General features: G+C 69.5%; 19 protein-coding genes. 7 read left to right on the top strand and 12 right to left on the bottom strand.

The window, feature by feature from the left end; all coding sequences use genetic code 11:
* Nucleotides 1-42: 42 nt before the first annotated feature.
* Together BDK92_RS28280 and BDK92_RS28275 are read left to right on the top strand one after the other, a co-directional pair.
* Nucleotides 43-894 carry an LLM class flavin-dependent oxidoreductase gene (locus BDK92_RS28280; RefSeq protein WP_121159429.1) on the top strand — a complete coding sequence of 284 codons (852 nt, stop codon included), beginning with the start codon at nt 43-45 and terminating at the stop codon, nt 892-894.
* Nucleotides 891-1,316 carry a nucleoside deaminase gene (locus BDK92_RS28275; RefSeq protein ID WP_121159428.1) on the top strand — a complete coding sequence of 142 codons (426 nt, stop codon included), beginning with the start codon at nt 891-893 and terminating at the stop codon, nt 1,314-1,316. Before BDK92_RS28280 ends, BDK92_RS28275 begins: the two co-directional genes overlap by 4 nt.
* A gap of 174 nt (nt 1,317-1,490) precedes the next feature.
* Here BDK92_RS28275 and BDK92_RS28270 read toward each other — a convergent pair whose 3' ends face one another.
* Nucleotides 1,491-2,066 carry a TetR/AcrR family transcriptional regulator gene (locus tag BDK92_RS28270; protein ID WP_121159427.1) on the bottom strand — a complete coding sequence of 192 codons (576 nt, stop codon included), beginning with the start codon at nt 2,064-2,066 and terminating at the stop codon, nt 1,491-1,493.
* Nucleotides 2,067-2,152: 86 nt separating this feature from the next.
* Here BDK92_RS28270 and BDK92_RS28265 point away from each other — a divergent pair, with 86 nt between their 5' ends.
* Complete coding sequence (locus tag BDK92_RS28265) at nt 2,153-2,785, top strand: NAD(P)-dependent oxidoreductase (RefSeq protein WP_121159426.1); 633 nt, start codon at nt 2,153-2,155, stop codon at nt 2,783-2,785.
* A gap of 2 nt (nt 2,786-2,787) precedes the next feature.
* Complete coding sequence (locus BDK92_RS28260; RefSeq protein WP_121159425.1) at nt 2,788-3,585, top strand: SGNH/GDSL hydrolase family protein; 798 nt, start codon at nt 2,788-2,790, stop codon at nt 3,583-3,585.
* A 163-nt stretch (nt 3,586-3,748) separates the two neighbouring features.
* Here BDK92_RS28260 and BDK92_RS28255 read toward each other — a convergent pair whose 3' ends face one another.
* The 6 genes from BDK92_RS28255 to BDK92_RS28230 all read right to left on the bottom strand — a co-directional run bounded on the left by BDK92_RS28255 (nt 3,749) and on the right by BDK92_RS28230 (nt 9,714).
* A complete protein-coding gene (locus tag BDK92_RS28255) occupies nt 3,749-4,435 on the bottom strand; it encodes a type 1 glutamine amidotransferase domain-containing protein (RefSeq protein WP_147457139.1) in 687 nt (228 codons plus the stop codon).
* A gap of 330 nt (nt 4,436-4,765) precedes the next feature.
* A complete protein-coding gene (locus BDK92_RS28250) occupies nt 4,766-5,608 on the bottom strand; it encodes an FkbM family methyltransferase (protein ID WP_121159423.1) in 843 nt (280 codons plus the stop codon).
* On the bottom strand, nt 5,593-6,657 hold the full coding sequence (locus BDK92_RS28245; protein WP_121159422.1) for an NAD-dependent epimerase/dehydratase family protein: 1,065 nt from the start codon (nt 6,655-6,657) through the stop codon (nt 5,593-5,595). The genes BDK92_RS28250 and BDK92_RS28245 overlap by 16 nt, the downstream gene beginning before the upstream one ends.
* Nucleotides 6,657-8,009 carry a nucleotide sugar dehydrogenase gene (locus BDK92_RS28240; protein ID WP_246017289.1) on the bottom strand — a complete coding sequence of 451 codons (1,353 nt, stop codon included), beginning with the start codon at nt 8,007-8,009 and terminating at the stop codon, nt 6,657-6,659. Before BDK92_RS28240 ends, BDK92_RS28245 begins: the two co-directional genes overlap by 1 nt.
* Before the next feature lie 65 nt (nt 8,010-8,074).
* A complete protein-coding gene (locus tag BDK92_RS28235) occupies nt 8,075-9,004 on the bottom strand; it encodes an NAD-dependent epimerase/dehydratase family protein (RefSeq protein ID WP_246017288.1) in 930 nt (309 codons plus the stop codon).
* Nucleotides 9,001-9,714 (bottom strand): sugar phosphate nucleotidyltransferase, encoded by a 714-nt coding sequence (locus tag BDK92_RS28230; RefSeq protein ID WP_246017287.1) that lies wholly within the window; start codon nt 9,712-9,714, stop codon nt 9,001-9,003. The genes BDK92_RS28235 and BDK92_RS28230 overlap by 4 nt, the downstream gene beginning before the upstream one ends.
* A 233-nt stretch (nt 9,715-9,947) precedes the next feature.
* On the opposite strand from BDK92_RS28230, the gene BDK92_RS28225 reads away from it, so the two are divergent.
* Nucleotides 9,948-11,828, top strand: a complete 1,881-nt coding sequence (locus BDK92_RS28225; RefSeq protein WP_121159419.1) for a polysaccharide biosynthesis protein — start codon at nt 9,948-9,950, stop codon at nt 11,826-11,828.
* Nucleotides 11,829-11,900: 72 nt separating this feature from the next.
* Here the strand turns inward: BDK92_RS28225 and BDK92_RS28220 are convergent, their stop codons facing one another.
* Nucleotides 11,901-12,389 (bottom strand): RrF2 family transcriptional regulator, encoded by a 489-nt coding sequence (locus tag BDK92_RS28220; RefSeq protein WP_211349393.1) that lies wholly within the window; start codon nt 12,387-12,389, stop codon nt 11,901-11,903.
* Nucleotides 12,390-12,517: 128 nt separating this feature from the next.
* Between BDK92_RS28220 and BDK92_RS28215 the strand changes: the two genes are divergently transcribed.
* A complete protein-coding gene (locus tag BDK92_RS28215) occupies nt 12,518-13,276 on the top strand; it encodes an SDR family oxidoreductase (protein WP_121159418.1) in 759 nt (252 codons plus the stop codon).
* An 80-nt stretch (nt 13,277-13,356) separates the two neighbouring features.
* Here BDK92_RS28215 and BDK92_RS28210 read toward each other — a convergent pair whose 3' ends face one another.
* The 4 genes from BDK92_RS28210 to BDK92_RS28195 all read right to left on the bottom strand — a co-directional run bounded on the left by BDK92_RS28210 (nt 13,357) and on the right by BDK92_RS28195 (nt 16,520).
* On the bottom strand, nt 13,357-14,532 hold the full coding sequence (locus BDK92_RS28210; protein WP_121159417.1) for a low temperature requirement protein A: 1,176 nt from the start codon (nt 14,530-14,532) through the stop codon (nt 13,357-13,359).
* Nucleotides 14,533-14,683: 151 nt separating this feature from the next.
* The gene (locus BDK92_RS28205) at nt 14,684-15,913 is read right to left on the bottom strand and encodes a helix-turn-helix domain-containing protein (RefSeq protein ID WP_121159416.1); all 1,230 of its coding nucleotides are present in this window, start codon (nt 15,911-15,913) and stop codon (nt 14,684-14,686) included.
* Nucleotides 15,913-16,125, bottom strand: coding sequence for a hypothetical protein (locus BDK92_RS28200; protein ID WP_147457138.1), 213 nt, complete (start codon nt 16,123-16,125; stop codon nt 15,913-15,915). Before BDK92_RS28200 ends, BDK92_RS28205 begins: the two co-directional genes overlap by 1 nt.
* 191 nt (nt 16,126-16,316) lie before the next feature.
* Nucleotides 16,317-16,520: a hypothetical protein gene (locus tag BDK92_RS28195; protein WP_121159414.1), complete on the bottom strand. Its 204-nt coding sequence runs from the start codon at nt 16,518-16,520 to the stop codon at nt 16,317-16,319.
* A gap of 311 nt (nt 16,521-16,831) precedes the next feature.
* Between BDK92_RS28195 and BDK92_RS28190 the strand changes: the two genes are divergently transcribed.
* On the top strand, nt 16,832-17,527 hold the full coding sequence (locus tag BDK92_RS28190) for a GNAT family N-acetyltransferase (RefSeq protein WP_342775856.1): 696 nt from the start codon (nt 16,832-16,834) through the stop codon (nt 17,525-17,527).
* Nucleotides 17,528-17,641 lie beyond the last annotated feature (114 nt).

The raw sequence follows: 17,641 nt of genomic DNA, 5'->3' as shown, positions 1-17,641 counted from the left end.
AGGCATTCACAAGCCGGACCCACGCTGGCTAGCCTGGGACCCGTGCAGCTTGGCGTGAACGTACCGAACTTCGCTCCGGGCACCGACCCGGAGATGCTGCGACGGTGGGCGCAGACAATCGAGGGTCTCGGCTTCGACCTGCTGATGGTCTCCGACCACATCGCGGTGACCCCGGACGTGGCCGAGCAGTATCCGGCGCCGTTCTACGAGCCGTTCACCACGCTGTCCTGGCTGGCCGGGGTGACCCGCCGGGTCCGGCTGGGCACCACAGTGCTCATCGTCCCGTACCGGCACCCGCTGCTCACCGCCCGGATGGCGGCGAACCTCAACCGGCTCAGCGGCGGCCGGCTCGTCCTCGGCGTCGGTGTCGGCTGGGCCCGGCAGGAGTTCGAGGCGCTCGGCGTGCCGTTCCGGCGGCGCGGCGCGCTGACCGATGAGTACCTCCACGCGATACGCGACGCCTGGCGGAACACCGACGACTACGACACGGCGGCGATCCCGATCTGGGTCGGCGGCAACAGCGACGCCGGCATCCGTCGCGCCGTGCTGCACGGTGACGCCTGGCACCCGCTACGGTTCACGCCCGGATGGCTGACCAAGGCGGTCGGGCGGCTGAAGGCCACCGCCGACGAACTGGGCCGTCCGGTGCCCGCGTTGATGCCGCGCATCGCGCTCCGGGAGACCCTAGAGGCGGTCACCGACCCAGAGCGGCTCGCCGGTGTCGGCACCATCAACCAGATCATCGCCGACATCGAGCGGATCCGGCTGCTCGGTGCCGAAACGGTGGTGCTCGACCCGTTCAACGGCGACCCGACCGAGATCCGCCAGCCCGAACGCACCTGGCAGACTCTTGCGGCCCTCGCCGAACACCACAAATCTCAGGAGGACCGATGACTCCCGACGACGAGAAGTTCCTCCGCCGTGCCGTGGAACTCGCGAACCGGGCCGGGGCGTCCGGCGAACGGCCGTTCGCCTCGTTGCTGGTCGACGCGGACGGTGCCGTCCTGATCGAGGACCACAACACGGTGGTCTCCGACTCGGACATCTCCGCCCACCCGGAGCTGAAGCTAGCCCGATGGGCCGCTCGGGAACTCGCCCCTGACGTGGCAGCCACCACCACCATGTTCACCAGTTGCCAGCCCTGCCTGATGTGTGCGACCGCGATCGCCCGGTCCGGCCTCGGCCGGGTGGTGTACGCCCTGTCAGCCGAACAGTTCGAGGAGGTCAAGCCGGCCACCCCGCCGCTTCCCCCGGTACGGTACGAGGGGCCGGCGCTGTTCGACGAGGCGCGCCAGCCGATCGACAGCTATTACTAGGGCTCACGACGGGTCTTCTCGCTCGTGTCCCGGTCGTGGCCGGCACCGCCGCGTGCCGTCCCGGCCGGGCCCGCCCCGTACCGTGTGCCCAAATCTGATGCCGCTCGCTGGGCCGATGATGCTGGTGGCACTGCTGCCGCTGCCCCGCCCGTCTCGGCAGCCGAGCTTGCGGGGTTACAGCAGTGGGCGGACAGCGGCCCGGGCCAACGCCTCGGCGGCTGCGCGCGGGGCGGCGGCTGCGGCCGGTCCGTGGGAGTAGTAGCGCAGGAATGCCTCGTGGAAGCATGCGCCGATCAGTAAGGACGCGGTTGCGTCGGGGTCTGCGTCGGGGTTGATGCGTTCGATGGCCTGCTCGGCCCGGAGGTAGTTGGCGAAGATGGCGACGGCCTTGTCTGGGCCACCGCCGTGCCGGTTCATCGCCACCCGGTGTGCTGCCATGCGCTGCTGGTCGGCGAGGAGCGCGCCCAGCATGGGAATCGATTGCTGGTAGAAGTCCAAGACTGCGTGCGCGAGTTCGGCGAGATTGTCCTCGACGTCGCCCTCGCCTGGCCGGACCGAGATCCGGGACAGGCCGGGCAGTCTCTCCCGGAGGACGGCGAGCAGCAGTCGCTCCTTGTCGTCGAAGTACTTGTAGAGCGTCGGCTCCGAGACCTTCGACGCCTGCGCGATCTCCTTTGTCGTGGCCAGCGCAACTCCGCGTGTCCGCAGAATCTGCTCGGCCGCGTCGAGGATCCGTTCCCGGGTGCTCATGTCGCCCCTCGTCTCACCGGTTGACAGGTTAGTGATTACTAGCCCAGTATGGGGGTTAGTAATCACTAACCTCCTGGAGGGCATGCATGCGCCTCACCGTCTTTGGCGCCACCGGCGGCACCGGACAACACGTCGTACTCCAGGCGCTCGCCGCCGGCCATCACGTCACCGCTGTCGTGCGCGACCCGGCCCGCCTGCCGCAGATCGACCACCCACAACTCGAACCGGTGATCGCCGACGCCATGAACCCCGACGCGATCCGGCCAGTCGTGACCGGCCAGGACGCGGTGGTGTCAGCACTGGGCCCGCGCACCAGAACGGACGCCTCGGTGTGCACCGACGGCGCCTCCGCGATCATCACCGCGATGCGCGCCGAGGGCACCCGGCGCCTGATCGTCGTCACCGCGAGCGGACACATCGTCGACGCCGGCGACGGCCCGTTCACCCGCACCGTGGTCAAGCCAATGCTGCGGCGCTACCTCCGGGAGGGATTCGCCGACTTCGCCCGCACCGAGCAGGCCGTCCGCGACAGCGACCTGGACTGGACGATCATGCGACCGCCGCGCCTCACCGACGGCATGCACCGCCCCTATCGCACCGCCATCGACCGCAACGTCCGCGGCGGCATCACCATCGCCCGCGTCGATCTCGCCCACGCCGTCCTCGCCGCACTGGACAACCCGACCACCGCCGGCCACACCATCTCGCTGGGGTACTGACCATGAAGAAACGAATCATCATCGCCGCGTGCCTGCTGCTCGTCGGCGTACTCGGCGCCGCAGGCACCGTCGGATACCTCACCTTCGGCCGGCCGCCTGCCAATCCACCAGCCGAAGCGTGCGCCGACGGCCGCAAGCCAGACGCTCGTCCCACCGTCGTCGCGGCCGGCTCCAGCTCGACCCAGGGCACGCTCGGCGCCGACTGGGTGGGCGCACTTCACGAACGGCCCGAATACCGCGAGTACGAGTTCGTCAACGCCGGCATAAACGGCAACACCAGTGCTGACCTGCGCCAGCGGGTCGACACCGACATCGTCGCGTGCCGCCCCACCGCGGTCACGATCCTGATCGGCGGCAACGACGTGCGCGATGGTGTACCGCTGGATCAGTACCGGGACAACCTCGGCGCGATCGTCGACCGTGTCAAGTCCCGCACCACCGCCCGGATCGCGCTGCTGTCCCTGCCGCCGCTAGGCGAGGACCTGGACGCCGAGCTCAATCAGAAAACCACCGCATACAACACCGTGATCAAAGAGACCGCGACCCGCGCCCAGGTCGATTACCTGCCCGTACACGAGCAGCTAACCGACCTCCTCCGGCAACGCGGCGGCGACCCCGCACCATACGACTTCAGCTTCCTGCTGGCCTTCGGCGCGGCGACCCAGCACTACCTGTTCGGTCAAAGCTGGGACGAGGTCGCCCGCAACGGCGGACGCGAACTGCTCGTCGACCACATCCACCTCAACGACCGAGGCGGCGCAATCATCACCGAACTCGCTGCTCAATGGCTGGCCACCTAGGAACGGTGCCGACCCGTCATCGCGCACGCTTGTCTACGCGACCGAGCGTTCAACACACCGCGCCTCGCCGAGTCGCGTTGGCGCCCGGTCGGCGGCATTAGCGTGCACCCGACAGGCCCTTGCTTGCGAGTCCCGCGCGAATCGGGTGCTACGCGCTACATCATCAGGAACGGCTCAGCGCCGCGATTAACGTGCGTGAAGCCTGGTCGGCCGATCTCATGTTCTGTCCAGTGATCAATTGGTTATCGACGACCACATGAGAGGAAAATTCCGCAGCCTCCTCGAAAGCCGCTCCGAGAGATGTCAATCGGTCCTGCAAGAGGAACGGGACCGATTGATGTCTGCCGAGCAAGACTTCTTCGCGGTTCGACAGTCCTGTCACTCGACGGCCTTTCAATGAAGTGTGTCCGGTGACTGGATCAGGTGAACACAGAGCCGCGACGCCATGGCATACAGCGACGACGGGCTTATTGGCGCTTAGCGCGATGCCGATAAGGCGTCCCGCACTCTCGTCCTCCGGAAGATCCCACATCCCGCCATGGCCTCCCGCGAAGAACAGGCCATCGTAGCGCTCGCCATCGACGGCGGCGAGCGCCATCGTGTGTTCCAAAAGGCCCTGAGCCTCTCTGTCAGCAGACAGGCGGCGCAACGCAGCGGTCTCGACACCATCTCCGAAGCTCAACGGATCGACCGGTGGTTGCCCGCCCATCGGCGACGCGACCTGGACTTCGATCCCAGCCTCAGTCAGAAGGTAGTACGGCGAGGCGAACGTTTGCAGACCCACCCCCGTCGCGATACCGGTCGATCCGAGCTGACCGTGCGAGGTCAGCACCAACAACACACGCTGCATCACTCATCCTCGTTCCAGCAGGCACACGGCTACGAATCGTACGGCAGACATGGTCGTTCTTCGGACTGACCGACCGGGCGTCTTGCCCATCAGTGCTCCCATCTCTGCGTCGCGCCAACTCTCTTACGAGCACCCGCCACAGTCATCGCCGATGCACTCAACTTCTAGAGGAATACACACGCCTGCCAGTATCAAGCGCCTCTACACAACGTCCCCACCCGACTGCCCCGGGAATGGACACTCGTAGACAGGAATGCCGATCCCCTGGCGCATTCTCATCGGCAGATCCGTGCGTTGAGAGCCGCGATCCGACCAGCCGTGGGGGCGGGGCTACGGCCGGGAGGCGTAGAGGTGGTAGCGGACCCAGGGGCGCGGATCGTCCGGGCGGGTGCGGATGGTGTAACCGGCGGCCCGGAGCAGGCCGGCGACCGGGGCGAAGGTCCGTTGCCACCGGCGGTCAGTGCCGTCGGCGTACGGACCCTCGGAGCGGAAGTCGTGGCAGGAGACGACAAGGTTCTCCACCATGGCGAGCTGGTCGAAGGACTTCTCCAGCACCGGCAGCTCGGCGCCCTCGATGTTCATCTTGAGCAGGTCGATCCGGTCCACCCCGAGCGACCAGATGATCTCGCCGAGGGTGCGCCCGGGCACCTCGACACCCTCGGTCCCGTCCGTGGTCAGACCGTTGCGGATGTGCTCGACCTGATCGTCGGAGAGGTAGACCGGCCCGGGGTCGCCGACCACCGCGCACTCGAGAGTGGTCACGTTCGGCAGCCGGTTCAGTTCGACCGTACGCCGCAGGCAGGCGAACGTACGCGGGTGCGCCTCGATGCTCACCACCCGCCCGGCGGCGCCGACCAGGCGGGAGAAGAGCCGCACCTCGCTGCCGACGCCGGCTCCTACGTCGAAAATGGTGTCGCCGGGTTGGGGCTGGTAGCCGAAGAGGAAGACATCCTGGGCCGCCTGGTCCTGGGCACGGGCGGAGAGCCCGCCGAGGGTGGTGTTGACCACGATCCCGGTCGGATACCGGTGCACCCACTGGCCCTGCGCGTAACGGACCCGGCAGCGTGACTGGGAGCGGGCGGAGAGGAAGAGCGAACCGAGTCCGGCGACGACCCGCCGGTCGACCCGCTCGTCCAGGGTGTCGAGGAGGCGCTTCTTCAGGCTGGTCGCCATCGTGGTCTGGTCCGATCTCTCGTTGCGTGGGTCGGGCTGCCCTGGGGCGCCGGCTGTCGGGGCACGCTCTGGGCACCGCTGCCGGCGCGCTCCCACCACCCTCGGTACCAGTCGAAGGTGCGGCGGACGCCGTCAGCAAGCGCGACGGTCGGCTCGAATCCGGTCAGCCGACGCAGTTTGCCCAGGTCGGGGCAGCGTCGGGTGACCGAGCCGGGCGGAGCGGGGAGCCGTTCGATGGTCGGCTTCGTCCCGGCCAGGCCGAGGACGAGCCCGGCCAGGTCACCGATGTTGGTCTCGACGCTGTCGTTGCCGATGTGCACGATCTCCCCTTCCGCCTCGGGGCAGGCCATCAGCCGCAGCATCGCCTCCACCGCGTCATCGACGTGGCAGAAGGCGCGGTACTGGTCGGCGCCCCAGACCCGGAACGGGTCCTCGCCGCGCAGCGCCCGCAGGATCATCTCCGGGATGACGTGGTCGATGCCCATCCGGGCGCCGTAGACGTTGTGGAGGCGGCCGACGACGGCGCCGCACTCCTTTGCCCGGGCGCCATGGACAAGGGCCGCCTCACCGAGCAGTTTGCTGATCGCGTACGCGAACCGGGGTGCGGTCACGTCGGCCACCATCACCGGCACGTCCTCGACGGTGGGTACGGACACGATGCCGGCGTCGACGCCGCCCGCGTACACCTCGCTGGTGGAACTGAAGAAGATCCGCTCACCGGGGATGAGCCAGTCCAGCAGGTGCAGGGCGGTGAGCGTGTTGACCCGGAGCACCCGGGTCGGGTCGGCTTCGACGTTACGTACGCCGACGACGGCGGCGAGCAGGTAGATCTGGTCGTACCCCCGGGGTATCCCGGCCCACGCCGCGGCGCTGGTGAGGTCGGCGGAACGGACCTCGACGGCGGGGTGGGCGCGCAGTGCGGCGATCCGCTCGTCGTCGCGGCCCCGGGAGAAGTCGTCCACGATGGTCACCGCATGCCCGTCGGCGACCAGCCGGTCGGCCAGGTGCAGACCGACGAAGCCGGCGCCGCCGAGGATCAGTGCGTGCATCAGCCGTTCACGTCCGCCGCGCGGCGCTGCGCTGGTGCGGCCTGGTCGACGCGGGGCATCGGCAGGTAGCCGAGGCCGGCGTAGCGGATGCCGGCGGCGGTGATCGTCGCCTCGTCGAGAATCCGCCACGAGTCGTAGACCAGGGCCGGTTTCGGGCCGCCGCCAGCGAGCAGGGTGTCGAGCTGGATGGACCGGTAGTCCGGGTGGTCGTTGATCACCAGGACCGCGTCGGCATCACCGAACGCCTTGTCGACGCTGGTCGGTTCGCCGCCGTAGCGGTGGATCACCTCGTCGGAGACCATCGGGTCGTGCCCGGCCACGGTCAGCCCGGCCGCCCGGAAGGTCGGCATCATGGTGGCGATCGGCGTGCCACGCATGTCGTCGGTGGGCGGCCAGCCCTTGTACGCCCAGCCGAGCACCGCGAGCCGGCGGCCGACGGTCCCGCCACGGATCTGGCGGAGCAGCTCGACCACCCGGTTGGCGACGTGTACGGGCAGGTACTCGTTGAGCCGCCGGGCGGCGCCGACCAGGAACGGTCCGGGTTCGCCACCGGCACTGTTGATCATGAGGTACGGGTCCTTGGAGAGACACCCGCCGCCGACGTAGCCGGGGCGGCTCAGGTCGGGCCGGGGGTAGTCGAGGTTGGCCGCCCCGATCACCTCCAACGGGTCCAGCCCGTGCCGCTCGGCGATCAGTGCCACCTCGTTGCCGAACGAGTAGATCAGGTCGGTGTGGCAGTTGTTGGAGAGCTTCACCAGCTCGGCCGCCTCCAAACTGGAGACCGGCACGACCTGGGTGGCGAGTCCGCCGAAGAACTCGATCCCGGCCCGCCGGCTGTCCGCGTCCAGCCCGCCGACCACCTGCGGCAGCTCGACCAGCTCGCGCAGCGCCTGCCCCTGGATGGTCCGCTCCGGTGCCATCACCAGCCGGGCCCGACCCCACGCGGCGACCAACGACGGCAACACCACCCGACGACTGGTGCCGACCGGCACCGTACTGCGGACCACCACCAGCGTCTCCGGGCCGCACCACTGCGCGACCTGGTCGGCTGCGGCGGCGACACTGGTCAGGTCCGGCTGCCGGGTCCGGCCGTCCACCGGGGTGGAGACCGCGATGACCGCCACCTCCACATCGGCCGGGAGTTCGGTGCCGACAAAGACCGACCTGCCCACGCTCTCGGCGAAGACCTCCGCGATGCCGGGTTCGAAGAGGTGTACCCGCCCCTGGTTCAACGCGTCCCGGACGGCCGGGGAGCTGTCCACGCCGTGCACCTCGTACCCCTTGCGCGCGAGCGCGGCGGCCAGGGTCAGGCCCACGTAGCCGAGTCCGATGATTCCGATCTTCCGGTACAACTCCGGTCTCCTTGATAGGACGTGGGGACAGGGCGGGAACGAGGTGGGCCCGGCTGCTGATCCGGTCAGGCGGTCGCCCCGACCGGCAGCGCCGCCCGGTCGTGGCCGGCTTCGACCGCCGCCTCCCACAGTCCCCGGATCGAGTCGGGCAGGTCGTGCACGGGCTTCCAGCCGAGGACCCGCAGCGCCAGGCTGTTGTCCCCGCACATCCACGGCACGGAGGCGGTCCGGGCGGCCGCCGGGTCGGGGTCCTGCTCACGGATGGTGCCGGTGAATCCGGCGGTACGGGCGAGCATCCGTACCGCGTGCCGGGTGGCGACCGCGTGGCCGCTGGAGATGTTGAAGACCAGGTGCGGCGAGGCGGGCGCACGCAGAACGGCCCGGACCGCGAGCGCCACGTCCCGGACGTCGACGAAATCCCGGTACGCGCCCAGCGGCCCCAGCCCGATCTCGGGTACGCCGCCGCGCGCCGCGAGCAGCAGCGCCGCCGTCCGGCCGAGGACGTTCTCCGCGGAGAGGCCGGGACCGATCGGGTTGAACACCCGCAGCACCACCGCGTCGAGCCGCCCGGCCGAGTGGGCCAGCTCCACCAGTCGGGTGGCGGCGAGGTGGCTGAGACCGTACTCGCTGACCGGGGCGGCGGGTGCGTCCTCGGCGACCCGCGTGCCGAACGGGACCGGACCGTACTCGCCGGCCGAACCGAGCCGGACCAGCCGGGCCCCGGGCGCGCCGACCGTTACCGCCTCGATCAGTTTGGCGGTGACGAGGGTGTGCGCGCGGACCAACGCGTACCCGCCACCGGTGAGCTGACCGGTGCAGTTGACCACCGCGTCCGGCCGGGCCGCGTGGACCAGCTCGGTCAGTTCGGCCACTCCGATGTCGAGCAGGTCGCACGCGGCCCGCCGTGGGCAGACCAGTTCGGTGTCCGGTTCGAGTACGGCACGTACCCGCGAGCCGACGAAGCCGGTCGCGCCGAAGAGCAGCACCCGGCTCACACGGCCTCCCGTACCCCGGTGGGGAGCAGGGTCCGCCGGAGTTGGTCGAAGGTCCGGTTCGCCTCGTCGTAGTCCTCGGGCCGGCCGATGTCGAGCCAGTAGCCGTCGAACGGGTAGTTGGCCGGCTGCCGTCCCTGGCGGAGCAGATCGATCATGAGCTGGTCGAAGCCGAACGGGAGCCCGGCCGGGTACGGCGCGATGGTGTCCCTGGAGAGCCCGTAGACGCCCATGCTGACCTCGTAGTCGAGGGTGGGTTTCTCGGTGAACGCGACCACCCGTTCACCTCGGGTGACCAGCACCCCGAAGTCGATTTTGACGTTCCGGCGGAAGGTCGCCACGGTGAGCGGCGCACCCGACTCGCAGTGCGCCAGCAGCAGGTCGGCGTAGTTCAGGTCGGTGAGGATGTCGCCGTTCATCACCAGGAAGTGCTCGGGCAACCGGTCACGAAGGCCGAAGAGGGGACCGACCGTGGAGAGTGGCACCCGTTCCTCCACGTAGTCCACCTCGAGGCCGTAGCGGGAACCGTCACCGACGAAGGCCCGGATCAACGCGCCCAGGTGATTGATCGCGAGCGTGACGTGACGGAAGCCGCAGCTCGCCAACTGGTGCAGGACGATCTCCAGAATCGCGTGGCTGTCCCCGATCGGCACCAGTGGTTTCGGCAGCGAGGTGGTGAACGGACGCAGGCGGACCCCTTTACCACCGGCCATGATCACCACGTGCATCGTGTCCGTGCCGTCCCTTCGCCACCATCCCGGAACAGGTCCTCTGTCGTCAACGACGGCGCCAGCGGGGGGTCACGCAAAAAGGCTGGGCGGGCAAATTAAGTGAAACAGCCCTCCTGAGGCGATAAGAGCGACTAAGTGTTGTTTACCTGACAGCAGCCACGCCCGCCCGGAGCCCCGGGGCACGCCGACGAGAAACCCGATCAGGGAGCCATCCCATGCCAAACGCCGCACTCCCCGCGACGCCGCACGCCCAACCCGTGCACCGACTACCGGGCGCCCGCCGCCGTACGGCAGCCCTGCTCGCCGTCGACACCGCCGCCTGGATCGGAGGCTTCCTCACCGCCGCATGGACCCGGTTCGAGTTCGCCATGAGCGCCCAGATGGTGACCCGGGTGCTGGTCGCCGGCCTGATCGCCAGCGCCGTCTTCACCGCGTTGACCATCGTGCACCGCCGCTACCAGGGACGGCATCCGCTGGGCAGCCTGCATGAGGCACGGGCGCTGACCGCCGCGATGGCGGGGACCGCCCTGCTGCTCGTGATCGGGGTGCTGCCACTGGCCACCCACCCCATCCCGGCCAGTACGCCGCCGGTCGGCGGGGCGATCGCACTGCTGCTGATGCTCGCCGTCCGTTCGGTGCACCGGCACCGGCGCAGCCGCTCGCTGCGACCGAGCACCGGCTCCGCCCTGCCGGTGCTGCTGTTCGGGCTCGGCTCTGCCGGCCAGTCCCTGCTCAAGGCCATGGTCAGCGACCCACGCGGCAAATACCTGCCGGTCGGACTCCTCGACGACGATCCGGAGAAGCGGCACCTGCGCCTGGACGGCGTACCGGTGCTCGGTGGACGCCCGCAGATCGCGACGGCGATCAACCAGACCGGGGCGAGCACCCTGATCCTCGCCATCGCCAGCGCCGAACCCGAGCTGATCCGGCAGGTCCGCACCGCCACCCTGGAGGCAGGTGCCGGGTTCAAGGTGCTCCCCCCGGTACGGGAGCTGGTCGACCACCGGATCAGCGTCGCCGACGTACGCGACCTGAAGATCACCGACCTGTTGGGACGCCCACACGCGGTAGCGAACCTCGGCACCCGGGGCGCCGAGGTGACCGGTCGGCGGGTCCTGGTCACCGGGGCCGGCGGCTCGATCGGCTCCGAACTCTGCCGGCAGATCATGCGGGCCAACCCCGGCGAGCTGATGATGCTCGACCGGGACGAGTCGGCCCTGCACGCGCTCCAGCTGTCACTGACCGGCCGTGCCCTGCTCGACGGGCCGGAACTCATCCTCGCCGACGTGCGCGACGCCGAGGGCATCGCCCGGGTGGTCGCCGAGCGGAAGCCGGACATCGTCTTCCACGCCGCCGCGCTCAAGCACCTCACCCTGCTGCAACGGCACCCCGGCGAGGCGATCAAGACCAACGTCTGGGGCACCCTCGCGGTCCTCAGCGCGTGCCGGGACGTGGCCCAGTTCGTGAACATCTCCACCGACAAGGCGGCGAACCCGGTCAGCGTGCTCGGTTACTCGAAGCGGATCACCGAAAGGCTGACCGCGCACACCGCCGCCGCCACCGACGGCACCTTCCTCAGCGTGCGCTTCGGCAACGTACTGAGCAGCCGGGGATCGGTGGTGACCGCGTTCCAGGCCCAGATCGACGCCGGCCTGCCGATCACCGTCACCCATCCGGAGGTGACCCGCTATCTGATGACCGTGCAGGAGGCGGTGCATCTGGTGCTCCAGGCGGCGGCGATCGGCCGGGACGGGGAGGCGTTGGTGCTCGACATGGGCAACCCCGTACGCATCGACGACATCGCCCGGCAGCTCGCCGCGCAGGCCCCCGGAACCCACCAGATCGTCTACACCGGACTGCGACCGGGCGAGAAGCTGCACGAGGACCTGATCGGCACCGGCGAGGAGGATCTCCGCCCGCTGCACCCGCTGATCTCGCACGTGACCGTGCCGCCGTTGGACCCGATCGAGGCCAGCGCACTGGACCCGTTCGACGACCCGGCCAAGGTGATCGAACGACTGGCCTGGCTCTGCGACCAGCCCGCCACCTTCACCTCCTCGCCCGCCCTCCTCATCCCCCGTTCCGCCCACGAGTAAGGAAGGGCCCCTTGTTATCGCATTCGGTATAGGAAGGGCCCCCTCCTAACCGGCGCAGGTCTGGGTCCGCGCTCAGGCGTGGCCGTCCGCCGCCGCGAGCCAGCCACGGATGCCGGCGAAGGTGTCGGGGCCGTAGTCCGAGGTGACGTCGCGGGCGAGGTCGGCGATGGTGACCGCCCGCAGCGCCGCCCGCCAGGCGGCGTCGGCGGCGGTCATCGCGCGGGAGATCGCACAGGGTACGAGACAGGACTCGGCCGGGGTCGCCAACGGGCCGCGTTGCCGGATCTCGGTGCAGACGAACGCCGGTCGGGGGCCGTCAACGGCTTCGACCACGTCGAGCACGGTGATCAGTTCGGGCGCGCGGGTGAGCAGGTATCCGCCGGACTGTCCCTGGACGGATTGCACCAGTCCGGCGCGGGAAAGCCCCTGTAGCTGCTTGGCCAGGTAGCTGGCGGAGACGTCGTGCAGTTCGGCCAGGCGTACGGCCGGAACGGGTTGCCGGGCCGCGGTCAGGACCACGCAGCAGTGCAACGCCCACTCGACACCGCCGGACATCTTCATCACACCAGCCTACTTGACTCGGACAGGCTTTGTCCGAGTAACATCTCGGACAAGAGATGTCCGAGTTTCTCGGGTGAACCCCACCAGGAACGACGGACGACGAAAACGACAAACCAGAGAGGCCAACCATGAAGATCGTGGTCATCGGCGGCAGCGGGCTCATCGGCACCAGACTCGTGAGCAACCTCCGGGCCCAGGGGCACGAAGCGGTACCCGCGTCCCCCTCCTCCGGCGTCAACAGCCTGACCGGCGAAGGGCTCGCCGAAGCCTTCGACGGCGCCGAGGTGGTGGTCGACGTGGCGAACTCCCCCTCGTTCGAGGACACGGCGGTGCTGGAGTTCTTCCGGACCTCGACCCGCAACCTGCTCGCCGCCGGAGCCGCCGCCGGGGTGGGCCACCACGTCGCGCTCTCGATCGTCGGCGCCGACGGCCTGCCCGACAGCGGCTACCTGCGGGCGAAGGTCGCCCAGGAGGAACTGATCAAGGCCGGTACGGTCCCGTACACGATCGTGCGGGCGACCCAGTTCTTCGAATTCATCGGTGCCATCGCCGAGTCGAGCGTCGACGGCGACACGATCCGGCTCACCTCCGCCCTGGTGCAGCCGATCGCCGCCGCCGACGTTTCGGCCGCACTCACCGACGTCGCCGTCGCCGCACCGGTGAACGGGACCGTGGAGATCGCCGGGCCCGAACCACTGCACCTCGACGCCATCGCCCGCCAGGTGCTGGCCGCCAAGGGCGACAACCGCCGGGTCACCACCGACCCCAATGCCCGTTACTTCGGCACGCTGATCGAGGACGGGTCCCTCACCCCGGCCGGCGAGCACCCGCGCCTCGGCCCGACCCACTTCGAGGAGTGGCTCACCCACTCCACGGCGCAGCACTGACCCGGGCCGACCGGGGCTGGTTCCACGACACGAGCCGCCCCGGTTTCCGGCCACGTCCGGTCGAACGCCCGCGCCCGCGTTCAGAACCGGAGCGGCAGGGCCTGCTCTCCCGGCCTGATACCCGCGTACCTGAGGTCCCAGCCCACGACGCAGGCCAGCACGAGGAGGGTGATCCCGTTGACAAACAACGCGGACTGTCCGACCAGTGCCGGGGCGACGGCGATGAGCACCGCCGCGCCGATGAGCCGGGGGATGGCGACCCCTCTGAGCTGACGGGCGAGCAGCGCGTGTCCGGTGAGGAAGAGTGCCGGCCCGGCGACAAATAGCGCGACCCAGGGGGCTGGGCACGGTTCGCGTGGCTCGGCGATCACCAACTGCACGGACGCGCTGGCGGCGACGATGCCGGCCACCATGACCAGATGGGCCAGGCCCGCCTCCCGGGTCCGAATCTGCGGATCTGGCGCACCGGAGAAGAGCGGGCCCAGCTTCTCCCGAACGCGATGGAAGTAGACCCAGAAGAGCCCTGCTGAGATCAGGAACGAGAACGTGAACGCGGCGCCCCGATGGGGACTGAAGTCGCTGTCGTGCAGGGTGCTGCCGGTGAGGGCCACCGTCGCACCGAGCGCGATGATGACGAATTGACGGTAGCGTTCGGCGAAGTGCCCGCTGGCGAGGTTCAACTCGTGTGGCTTGGTCCGACCGAGTCCGGGAGTGGGCCAGCCGGAGAGCGCGGACACATAGTCGATCATGATGGCCACCCCCCAGAGCACCAGACGTGCGTCTCCCTCGAACAGTGCGCCGGCCAACCAGGGCCCCGCCGAGACGGCGAACCAGAAGGCGGCCCGCAACGGCCTGACGCCGAGTTCGTCGTGCCGTAGGGCGATCGCGAGCGAGCAGCTCCGAGCCAAGTTGATCGAGATGTAGGAGAGCGCGAAGAGCAGCCCGCGCTGTTCGAACGCCTCCGGTATGGCGGTCGAGAACAGCAGGGCGCCGTACATGGATCCGAGGACCAGCAACTGGAGCCAGATCGTCCGGGAGTCCAGGCTGTCGGTCAACAGATTGGTGTACGCCCAGAGCCACCAGGCCGCCATGAGCATGATCAACTGTTCGAACGCGCCGACCCAGGTCAACCGTTCGTCCAGCGACTCGCTCAGCCGGAACAGCACGAACACGTAGACCAGGTCGAAGAAGAGCTCGATGAACGTCATCTGCTTCGGTCGCCGCAGGTCGCGGATCAGCCGGGAGCGCCTACGCATCGTCCACCCCTCCGTCGCTCCGTTCCGCCTGCCCTGGGGTGATCGTTCTCCGGTAGCCGACTACATCTGTGAGTCATGGTATGCGGCAATTAGGCGGAATCGGCGGCTTACCCGGGAGGTTCCGCTCTCCGCTCCCCCACGTCCGTACCGGTCACACCCGGGCCCCCATCTGCGTCGCGAGGTCCGCGACCAGCGCCGGGGCGGTGCCCTTCGTACGCCGCAGGATGTCCGCCATCAGCTCGTGCGCCACCGGTCGGCCCCGGATCTCCCAGGGTGCGACCCGGTCCGCCTCGACCAGCGCGTCACCGGCACAGCCGGTCTCCCCGACCAGGAGGTATCCCCGGGCGATGTCGAGCAGATGGTGTGCCCGGCGCTCCGGCAGCAGGCCGGCGAGGCGCCGGTGGTGGAGCCGGTTCTCGTGGATGTCGACCGCCTCCCGCCCCTCCCCCAACTCGATCGCGGCCGCCGCCCGGTGCAGCTCCACGTTGGTCGGACCGAAGCTGGTCCAGTACTCGTTGCGGTCCGCGCCGAGGTGGGTCGCCGCCTCCTCGGCGGAGCGCAGCAGCTCACGTACGCCGTCGTGGTCCCCGAGCCGGGCCGCCGCCATCGCCGCCTGCAACAGCGTCGACCCGTACACGGAGAGTCGGGCCGGGTCGGTGGCGCTCGGATCGTGCGGGGCGAGTCGCTGCGCCATGATCATGTTCGCCTCGAAGGCCGCCCGCGCCCGTCCGGTGGCGAGCAGGGCGTTCGCCATCCTGCTCGTCGCCACCCCGGCGAGGAGTTCGTCCTCGGCCCGCAGTGCGACCGCGATCGACCGGTCGGCGGCGAGCCGGGCCGACTCGTGGTCGCCGAGTTTGCGCAGCGCCGACGAGGCGATCTGGAGCACCTGCCCGAGCAGGCTCGCCGCCTGCCGACCGGCGTCCCCGCTGTGGCACGCGTCCGCAGCCTGGGTGTCCCGCAGCAGTCCCGGCAACGCGCGGGTGAGGACGCCGTAGCGCGCGTACTGGTAGGTCAGCCAGGCATGGTTGACCGACCGGGCCAGCTCGGGCAGCGACGGAGCAGGGCCGGTGACCCGGCCGAGGTAGGCGGCGGGAGCGCACCGGTCCAGGGCCGCGCGGAGATCGTCCAGCTCACGCTGGTCGTAACTGCCGGTCGGGCTGGACCGGCGCTCGGGGTCATGGTTGAGCAGCATCGCCACGTCGATCTGGAGCACCACGGCGATCTGGTAGAGCAGCGAGAACTTGTCCAGCCGCCGGTCGCCCCGCTCGATCTTGTCGACCCAGCTCTTCGACCTGCCGATCCGGTCGGCGAAGACCTGCTGCGACATCTTCCGCTGCCCGCGCCAGTAGGCGACCCGGCGCCCGATCGGCAGCTCGTCCATCAGGCGGTCGGGTTGCGGCGGATCCGGCCGGACACCCCGATCGAGAAGAATTCAAGCGGTTCGGGGGGCGTCGGGGTGTCGAACCGGCCACGGTTGCGGACCCGATGGCGATCGTCGGGCCCGACGGGCAGGTCAGGCGTCAGCCCGCGAGGTGCGGTCGCCAGCGTATCCGAATCCGTCGTCGTCTCCGGTTCGCGTTCGCGGTTGGCCATCGCGCTCTCCCTCTGGTCGTCGGCGGGGGCCACCCCGATGCTGGGCGGGGAAGCCGGAGGGTCTAGTGACACTCTGCTGTGGAAACCCCCACTGAGCGCAGCGGTTACGCCCGCCGGTGGTCGGTTTTGAAATCGACCATCCGGGAGTGAGTCAGACGGCTGGGCTGACGGCGGAAACGGGTACGCGGTGGTCAGGCCCTCGGCCTGCGCCGGGTCCGGCCGGACACCCCGATCGCGAAGTTCTGGTGCGGCCCCGCACCCCTGCCGGCGCTGAGCATCGACGGGGCGCGCCCGGAGGCCGGGGAGGTCTCGGGTCTCGCCTGCTCGACCTCGACCTCGGCGTCCGGCTCCGCGGACGTCGACCCCGCCGTCGACGCTCCATCCTTAGTGGACATCGTTGTCCTCCCTGTGCCGGTGGAGCGGTGCTCCCGTACGAACCTAGGAAACCCTAGATCCAAACCCGCCTCGGCCGACCATTCGACGCGGATCTTGATAAATACTTGAGCCTGCCCGTCGACAGCCTCGGCGCCCGGAGGCGGGCGGAGGCGGGCGGAGCGGGCGGAGCGGGCGGCCCGGTCCCGGCGGTCACGAGTGCCCGGCTGTGGTCCAGCTCTCCGGAATCTCGTACGCCCAGGTCACGGGCCTCGGATAACCTTGCCCCGGCGAGGACCGGCCCCGATCGGGAGAAGTGACGACGATGACCCTGATGCCGGGTGAAGACGAGATCTCGGACAACCCGGTATGGCAGTCACTGACCGGTCGGCACGCCCGGTTCGCCGAGTCGCACGGTCGCGCCGTCCGGTTCCAGCCTGAGGTGTCACCGTTCTCGGCGGTCGAGGACTGGACCGACGAACGGGCCTGGGCCGACCTCGCCGAACTGGCCGGTCCGGAGACGGGCGTCGTCGTCGCGGGCGTCGGCCTGGTTCTCCCCACCGGGTGGGAGGTGTCGTGGCACGGCGAGGGGTTGCAACTCGTCGACGCCGCCGTTGACGCCGCCGACGACGCCGAGGCCGTGACGCTCACCGCCGACGACGTACCGGAGATGCTGGACCTGGTCGCCCGCACCGACCCGGGACCGTTCGCCCCGCGCACCGTCGAACTCGGGACCTACCTGGGGATCCGACGCGACGGCGCCCTGGTGGCCATGGCCGGCGAGCGGATGCGGGTGCCCGGCCTGACCGAAATCAGCGCGGTCTGCACCGATCCGGCCCATCGAGGTCAGGGACTGGCAAACCGACTGGTCAGAGCGGTGGCGGCCGGCATCCGCCACCGGGGCGAGACGCCGTTCCTGCACGTCGCCGGCCACAACATCAACGCCATTCGACTGTACGAGTCGATGGGCTTCAAGGTGCGTACCTCGACCACCTTCGCCTCGATCCGTACGCCGGCAGCCTCAGCCTGACGACGCGGCGGACAACCGGGCCCGGAGCGGACGAGTTGATGCTGGCGACGATGGTCTACGCCCCCAGAGACCGGGTCCGATCCTTCGTACTGATCGCGGGTTAGGCACGATGCG

Source organism: Micromonospora pisi, assembly GCF_003633685.1.
In the GTDB taxonomy this organism is placed as follows: domain Bacteria; phylum Actinomycetota; class Actinomycetes; order Mycobacteriales; family Micromonosporaceae; genus Micromonospora_G; species Micromonospora_G pisi.
Note: the sequence above shows the minus strand (reverse complement) of the source record. Positions and strands in the feature narration are given on the sequence as shown.